The 6,317-nt window shown below is 68.4% G+C and carries 8 protein-coding genes; 6 read left to right on the top strand and 2 right to left on the bottom strand.

The window, feature by feature from the left end:
• Nucleotides 1–93: 93 nt before the first annotated feature.
• Nucleotides 94–264, bottom strand: coding sequence for a hydrophobic protein (locus tag ACFWA7_RS23545; RefSeq protein ID WP_329404272.1), 171 nt, complete (start codon nucleotides 262–264; stop codon nucleotides 94–96).
• Nucleotides 265–665: 401 nt separating this feature from the next.
• Here ACFWA7_RS23545 and ACFWA7_RS23540 point away from each other — a divergent pair, with 401 nt between their 5' ends.
• The 4 genes from ACFWA7_RS23540 to ACFWA7_RS23525 all read left to right on the top strand — a co-directional run bounded on the left by ACFWA7_RS23540 (nucleotide 666) and on the right by ACFWA7_RS23525 (nucleotide 4,277).
• Nucleotides 666–890, top strand: coding sequence for a hypothetical protein (locus ACFWA7_RS23540; RefSeq protein WP_385824990.1), 225 nt, complete (start codon nucleotides 666–668; stop codon nucleotides 888–890).
• A 494-nt stretch (nucleotides 891–1,384) separates the two neighbouring features.
• Nucleotides 1,385–1,816, top strand: a complete 432-nt coding sequence (locus tag ACFWA7_RS23535) for an amino acid ABC transporter permease (RefSeq protein WP_385824988.1) — start codon at nucleotides 1,385–1,387, stop codon at nucleotides 1,814–1,816.
• A 5-nt stretch (nucleotides 1,817–1,821) separates the two neighbouring features.
• Nucleotides 1,822–3,684: an alpha/beta hydrolase gene (locus ACFWA7_RS23530; RefSeq protein ID WP_385825074.1), complete on the top strand. Its 1,863-nt coding sequence runs from the start codon at nucleotides 1,822–1,824 to the stop codon at nucleotides 3,682–3,684.
• Between the two features lie 98 nt (nucleotides 3,685–3,782).
• The gene (locus ACFWA7_RS23525; protein WP_385824986.1) at nucleotides 3,783–4,277 is read left to right on the top strand and encodes a hypothetical protein; all 495 of its coding nucleotides are present in this window, start codon (nucleotides 3,783–3,785) and stop codon (nucleotides 4,275–4,277) included.
• A gap of 54 nt (nucleotides 4,278–4,331) precedes the next feature.
• Here ACFWA7_RS23525 and ACFWA7_RS23520 read toward each other — a convergent pair whose 3' ends face one another.
• Nucleotides 4,332–4,565, bottom strand: coding sequence for a GNAT family N-acetyltransferase (locus ACFWA7_RS23520; protein ID WP_385825071.1), 234 nt, complete (start codon nucleotides 4,563–4,565; stop codon nucleotides 4,332–4,334).
• Nucleotides 4,566–5,114: 549 nt separating this feature from the next.
• Between ACFWA7_RS23520 and ACFWA7_RS23515 the strand changes: the two genes are divergently transcribed.
• Entirely contained in the window at nucleotides 5,115–5,504 is a 390-nt protein-coding gene (locus ACFWA7_RS23515; RefSeq protein ID WP_385824984.1) for a DUF6193 family natural product biosynthesis protein, read from the top strand.
• Between the two features lie 168 nt (nucleotides 5,505–5,672).
• Nucleotides 5,673–6,278, top strand: coding sequence for a dihydrofolate reductase family protein (locus tag ACFWA7_RS23510; RefSeq protein WP_385824982.1), 606 nt, complete (start codon nucleotides 5,673–5,675; stop codon nucleotides 6,276–6,278).
• Nucleotides 6,279–6,317 lie beyond the last annotated feature (39 nt).

Raw genomic sequence — 6,317 nt, 5'->3', positions numbered from 1 at the left:
GGGGGGGGGGGGGGGGGGCCCGGGCCCCCCCCGGGCCGGGCCCCACGTCAACCTGCGTCGTCTACCGCGGTCCTCACACGGAGGAGAACCCGCCTACCAGCGGTACCAGCGGCCCCGACGGCCGCTGCCGTCCGCGGCCCGGACGACGAAGCCCAGCAGCCACACGGCCAGCACGATCACGGCGATCCACCACAGCGCCTTCAGCGCGAAACCCGCACCGAAGAGGACCAGAGCGAGCAGAAGTACCAGAAGCAGGGGAACCATTGTTATCGACCTCCTGACCACCGCATGCCCTCACACCGCTCCTACAAGCACATGAAAAAGTGAGTTTCTGCAACGGTGTGCAGGGCATACCCGCAGACGCCCTGCCGCCGCCACGGCATGTGACGCGCCTGCGGGCCGACACCGTTCGTCCTCCGCTGCGGGGCGGCCGACGGCCGGTCAGCGCCTGCCGCCTGCACCGCACCCTGGCCCTGGCCCTGGCCGCCGGTCCCGGTCAGCAATTTAGGGGTTGCACCGCCGACTACGTATCCCTGCCTTATGCACTGAGTCCCCGGGGCGGCGACCCACGGTACTTCGAAGGCCCCCGCATCCGTGAGGATGGGGCACTCTCCCGATGTCTCAGGACCCCCTGGGAGACGAGAGTTGAGGCTTCGCAGGAAGCGATGGACCACCAACTCAAGCCCCTCTGGGGCGTCAGGGAGCCGAAGATGTTCGAGTACCGGATGTACAAGGTGAACGAGGCCGAGCTGCTCCGCGAGGCCGCAGCCCAGCGGCTGGTCGGCGAGGCCCGCGCCGCCCGCCGCAACCGGCGGCACACCGGGCACGAAGCCGAAGGGCGGGTGAGCCACCTGCGCGACCTGCGCGAGCGTTTCGCGCACGCCGCCTGAACGGGATGACCGCAGGCGCCGACCCGGCTCTGCGAGCGGGGCCACGAGCTGTTCGCCAGGTCAGCTCACGAGCGCAGCACCCGCCCGAGTGCCGCCGGACGACGGTGGTGGACCCGAGACGCTGGACCCGCTGAACCGACTGCTCACGCCGAATGTCGCGCTGGCGGTGGCTGGATGGAACGGACCGGTAGCGGAACGGGACGGGACGGTCCAGCGCATCTTCAGGAGCCCCCTGCGTCCCGAGCCTTGTGCTACAGGAATCGGCGCACGCCGCGGTCGGCCACCGAGCACTCAGACGCCGCGCCGGAGAACATGGCGGCGCCGACGCGTGCGCCTGAGCGTGATCACTCTTGCGCACACCCGTATACGGGTGTTATGCGTGGCCGCGCTTTTTTCAGCCACTCCCCTGTCTGCGCTTGCGCACGCCCCCACCAGCCCCTTTAACGTCATTTCGGGGCGACGGAAGAGAGTCGCACGAGACCACGGGGGAGTACGTGTACGCGCAGAGCTGGCAGCGGTTGCTGGACCAGGCGGGGCCGGGCGGACAGCAGTCAGACATGTCACTGGCGTCGGCGGGAGCGGCGGGTGGCGGGCGCAATGACGCCGGCGGCGAGTTGAAGCACAGTGCCAAGCCGTGGTCGGACGCGGCGGGCACCGCCCACGCACTGGAGACGGACACCGCCACGGCGAAGGCCAAGCTCACCTCGGCCCACGCCGGGGCCGAGGCCGGCACGGCCGGACTGGCGAGTATGGCCGCGCTCACGTCCGTACTCACCTCGTGGGAGAAGCGGCTGACGGCCGTCCACACCGAGTGCGGCGCACTGGAGCCGGCCCTGCGTAAGACCGCGTGGGCGCAGGGCGAGGTGGACGCGGGTGTGAAGTCGGCGCTGGCGCAGTTCTCCGCACCGGCCGGCAAGGGCCAGTGACGTACATGCTCACCTGGCAGCAGTTGCACGACCTCAAGTGCGCCGAGCTCCTGGAGGCCGCCGACGGCTGGGGCACCGTCAGCACCCAGGCCGACGCGGCACGGGACCGGATCAGCAACGAGATGATCCACGCTCTGGAGGCCACGCAGAAAGGCATGGCGTCCCCGGCCGCCGTCAACCGGCTGCGGCGCCTGGACCGCAACTACGACTACATCCGTACGGAATGCGGTCTGGTCCGTACGACTGTGAACTCGCTCGTGTACGAACTGATTGGCTTCCAGGGCCAGTTGAAGGACGCCCTGGACGACGCCGCCAGTCTCGGGTTCACGGTCGCGGCGGACGGATCGGTGAGCTACCCCGCCGGCGGCCAGAACGTGGTCACGGACAAGCCGAACCCCGGCGGCAGCGCCAGCGCCGACACCCCACTCATGTCCCGCCCACCCAGCCTGAGCACGCCCCACCCGGGCCTGATCGACCCCAACCCCAACCCCAACCGGGCCAAGGCCCAGGACATCGCCGACCGCATCCGCCGGGTGCTCACGGCCGCCCGCGAGGCCGACGAACACTTCAGCACGGCACTGAGCAGGCTGAAGGCCGAACCCGGCCTGGACGTCACCGACGCGACCTGGAGGGACGCGGCGGCGGACCTGGCGGCGGTGCGCAAGGTCTCCGGTGACCGGCTGAAGAAGACCATCCCGACGAACGCCACCCCCGCCGAACGCCACGACTGGTGGACCCACCTCTCCCAGACCCAGCGCGACGAATACCTCACGCTGTGCCCGGACGTCCTCGGCAACCTGGACGGCATCCCGGCCCTCGCCCGCGACGAAGCCAACCGCGACAACCTGCAGATGCTGATCGGCAAACTGTCGGGAGAGGACAACGAAGCGGCGCGGGCCAAGCTGGCGGGGCTGCGGTCGATCGACCAGCAGCTCAGCGCGGGCAGCGAGCCCCCGATGTATCTGCTGGGCATCGGGGACCAGGGCAACGGCCGCGCCATCGTCTCGTACGGTAACCCCGACACGGCGAAGAACGTCGCCGCGTACGTTCCGGGGCTTGGCACCAGTCTCGACACGCACTTCGCCGAGAGCGACCTGAAGCGGGCGCGGGAGACCGCGCTTGGTGCCAAGGAAGCGGACCCCGACCATCCCACCGCTTCGATGGTCTGGCTCGGGTATGACGCTCCCCAGCTACCCGCCGAACAACCCCTGGCCAACGCCGCCGTCGCGTTCGACTACAACGCCAAGATGGGCGCTTCCGCGTACAACGGGTTCATGGCGGGAATCTCCGCCACGCACGAGACGGGCGATCCGCATGTCACCGCCGTAGGCCACTCCTACGGCTCGCTCACCGTCGGCCTCGCCGCTCAACGGCATGGTGGCATCCCCGGGGCCGACGACATCATCCTCGTGGGCAGCCCGGGCACGGAAGCGAAGACCGCCGACGAGCTCGGAGTCGGGCGGGACCACGTGTATGTGGGCGCCGCCAAGAACGACATCGTGACCCAGCTGCCCAGCAGGAGCGAAGCCACCGGAATCCTGCTCGGGGGCCTTCTCGGGGGACCTGGCGGTGCGCACATCGGCCACGAGATCGGCCACGCTCTGAACGACGTCCCCGACGAGCGCTACTTCGGGGCCGACCCAGCGAGCCGCGAGTTCGGGGCCAAGCGCTTCGCAACGGCTGACGGGCCGCTGCTCGTCAGCCCCGACGCGGATACGGTTGACAAGGTCAAGCACCTGAAGAACCCAACGGACCTCGGCGCCCACTCCAACTACTTCGATCCGGACGCCGATCCCACGTCGGCCAGGAACATCGCCCGAATCGTGGTGGGCAAGGGCAACGACATCACCACCCAGGAGCCCCGATGAGACCCCTTGGTCGCCCTGTCGCCGTAGCGCTGCTCCTCGCGACAGCTGTCGGTTGCGGCGGGCTCCCGAAGAGCACCACGGAAAGGAAGAAAACGACCATGGACATGATGCAGGGCGCCGAGAAGGCCGACGCGATCTTGCAACAGACTCTGAGCGACATCACTCCGCCCCTCCGATGGAACCACGGCCCCTCGAATGACATCGCCTGCAGCAACATCCTGGGCAAGGGCACCGGTACCGGCACCGTAAAACGCCGTATCGCCATCCTGACCAAGGTGTCCGCCGAGCGGCGGGGCAGTCTGCTCGGGACCGTCGAGCGCAGTTGGAAGGCGCGGGGCTACAAGATCACCAGTGTGAATCCGAGCAGGGACATGCCCGCCATCGACGCCACCACGCCGGACGAATTCAGCGTCTCGGTGCAGGTTGGCGCCACGGGCCAGTTCATCTTCTCCGCCGGTACTCCCTGCCTCACCCAGACGGACAACATTCCCGACCCCACCACCACCCCCAACACCCCGCAGCGCGACGTCCCTTACCCCGCCCCCGCCGACATCCACGACGACTTCTGGTCAGCCACGCCAACGCATACGTGAACCAGACGGCCCCCGGCCGAAGCGTCCCCGGAGCCTGACAGGCCCTGTGCGATGTCAATCCGCCCCTGCGCTGGGACCACGGCCCCTCGAACGAGGCTGCACGCTCTTGGACAGAGACATCGACGACACCTCATAGCCATTGCGCCGGTACAAGGCAATGGCTGCCGCGTTGTCCCCGAAAACGTTCAAATGTAGCGAGGTCATGCCCTCACGCGCAACGAGTTCCTCAGCGGCGGCGAGAATGGCAGCCCCGTACCCGTGGCGCCGGAACGGGGCGAGGACGTTGATGGGCCTTGACCCCGGATTTTGGACACATCTATGCGGCTTGGGTCAGGGTAGTCGCTGCTGGTTGGAGGTCGTTCTCGTAGGCGATCGGAGATCGCTGGCCGAGGCGGGAGTGCCGGCGGCGGGTGTTGTATCGGGTCAGCCAGCGGAAGGCGTCGAGCTGCTTTGCGAGCAACTGAGACCGGAGAGTCGGCGGCTCGGGCACAGTCAGGAGCCGTGCCCACCCCTCCCGATCCCTCAGTCCTGTACCCCGACATCGCGGCCCACGGCAGCCTCGCCACAGCCCTACGGGCCGAGGCGGAGGGCGGCCTGGACGCCGTCGCCGTCACGTCACGTCACGTCACGTCACGTCACGTCACCAGACTTCGCTCCGCTGCTCCACGCGACCGTCGAAGGGACTCCCGCACCGCGAGCCGCTACAGATCAGCGCCTGGTCGCACCAACGGCAGTGGTCGATCCGCGGTACGGAGTCGTTTCCGGGCGTGGCCCTCATCGACGGCGAGACGGACGACCTGGCCGAGGTCGGGGGACATCCGACAGGCGGCGCCCTTCGTGCACCTGACCGGCCGGTTCGAAGTCCCCGACAACGATCCCGTGCGCTCGACGGAATCCGAATGGCAGGGCATGCGTCGGGAGGCGGCCGAACTGGAGTACGCCTGGCAGGCGACGTACCAAAACCTCATCGAGGCAGCGCACGCCGAGCCGGCACTACGTGCCCTCTACCCGTTCACGAGCCACTGGGCACTGCGCTTCTCGACCACCACCCGCCCAGACCTTACCGTCGTCGGACCATGCCTGAGCGCGAACAGCGACGGCACGTACGGGGTGGGCACGGGCTTCATCGACGATGACCTTGGCCAATTCGCCACAGCGCAGGAAGCCGTGGCAGTGGCAGTGCGCCGGCTGCCGTCCGGCCTCGGCCCAACCACGCTCGGCGAATGATCCCGCCCGGCAAACGGCTCGCTCGACAGGGGTTGGGACGCTCTGCCAGGGCTTGACTTCTCCATTGGGAAGCCACTCCGGACTGACGCTAGTGTGACGCGCCGCGGAAGTCCCGCCGATGAGTTTCCGGCGGTTGTACCGTCTACCCGTCGACGAAGGGAGCACACCATGCGCAAGATCATCGTTTGCACGTTCCTGACGCTCGACGGCGTCATGCAGGCGCCGGGCGGTCCGGACGAGGACTCTGAGAGCGGCTTCAAGCACGGCGGCTGGCAGAAACCGGTGGCCGACGACGAGGTCGGCACGGCCATCGCCGGTTGGTACGAGCACTCCGACGCGATGCTGCTCGGCCGCAAGACGTACGAGATCTTCGCGTCGTACTGGCCGACCGCCGATCCCGACAACCCGTTCACCGATCGGATGAACAGCATGCACAAGTACGTGGCGTCTCGGACCCTGACGTCCGTCGAGTGGCAGAACTCCACGCTGCTGGAGGGCGACATCACCGATGCCGTACGCACGCTGAAGGCGTCCGACGGCGGCAACATCAACGTCGTCGGCAGCGGCGACCTCGCCCAGACCCTCATGCAGCACGGCCTCGTCGACGAGTACCGGCTGACCATCCACCCGGTGATCATCGGCACCGGCAAGCGGCTGTTCGCCGACGGAGCGATCCCCACTGCGCTGGAACCCGTCAGCGTCTCGACGACGAAGGGCGGCACCGTCGTCGGCGTCTACCGGCCCAACGGCAAGCCCAGCTACGACAGCTACTAGCGTCATGCGCCGCGGAGGTTCCGCCGATGGCCACCGGCG

Source organism: Streptomyces sp. NPDC059994 (assembly GCF_042737755.1).
In the GTDB taxonomy this organism is placed as follows: domain Bacteria; phylum Actinomycetota; class Actinomycetes; order Streptomycetales; family Streptomycetaceae; genus Streptomyces.
Note: the sequence above shows the minus strand (reverse complement) of the source record. Positions and strands in the feature narration are given on the sequence as shown.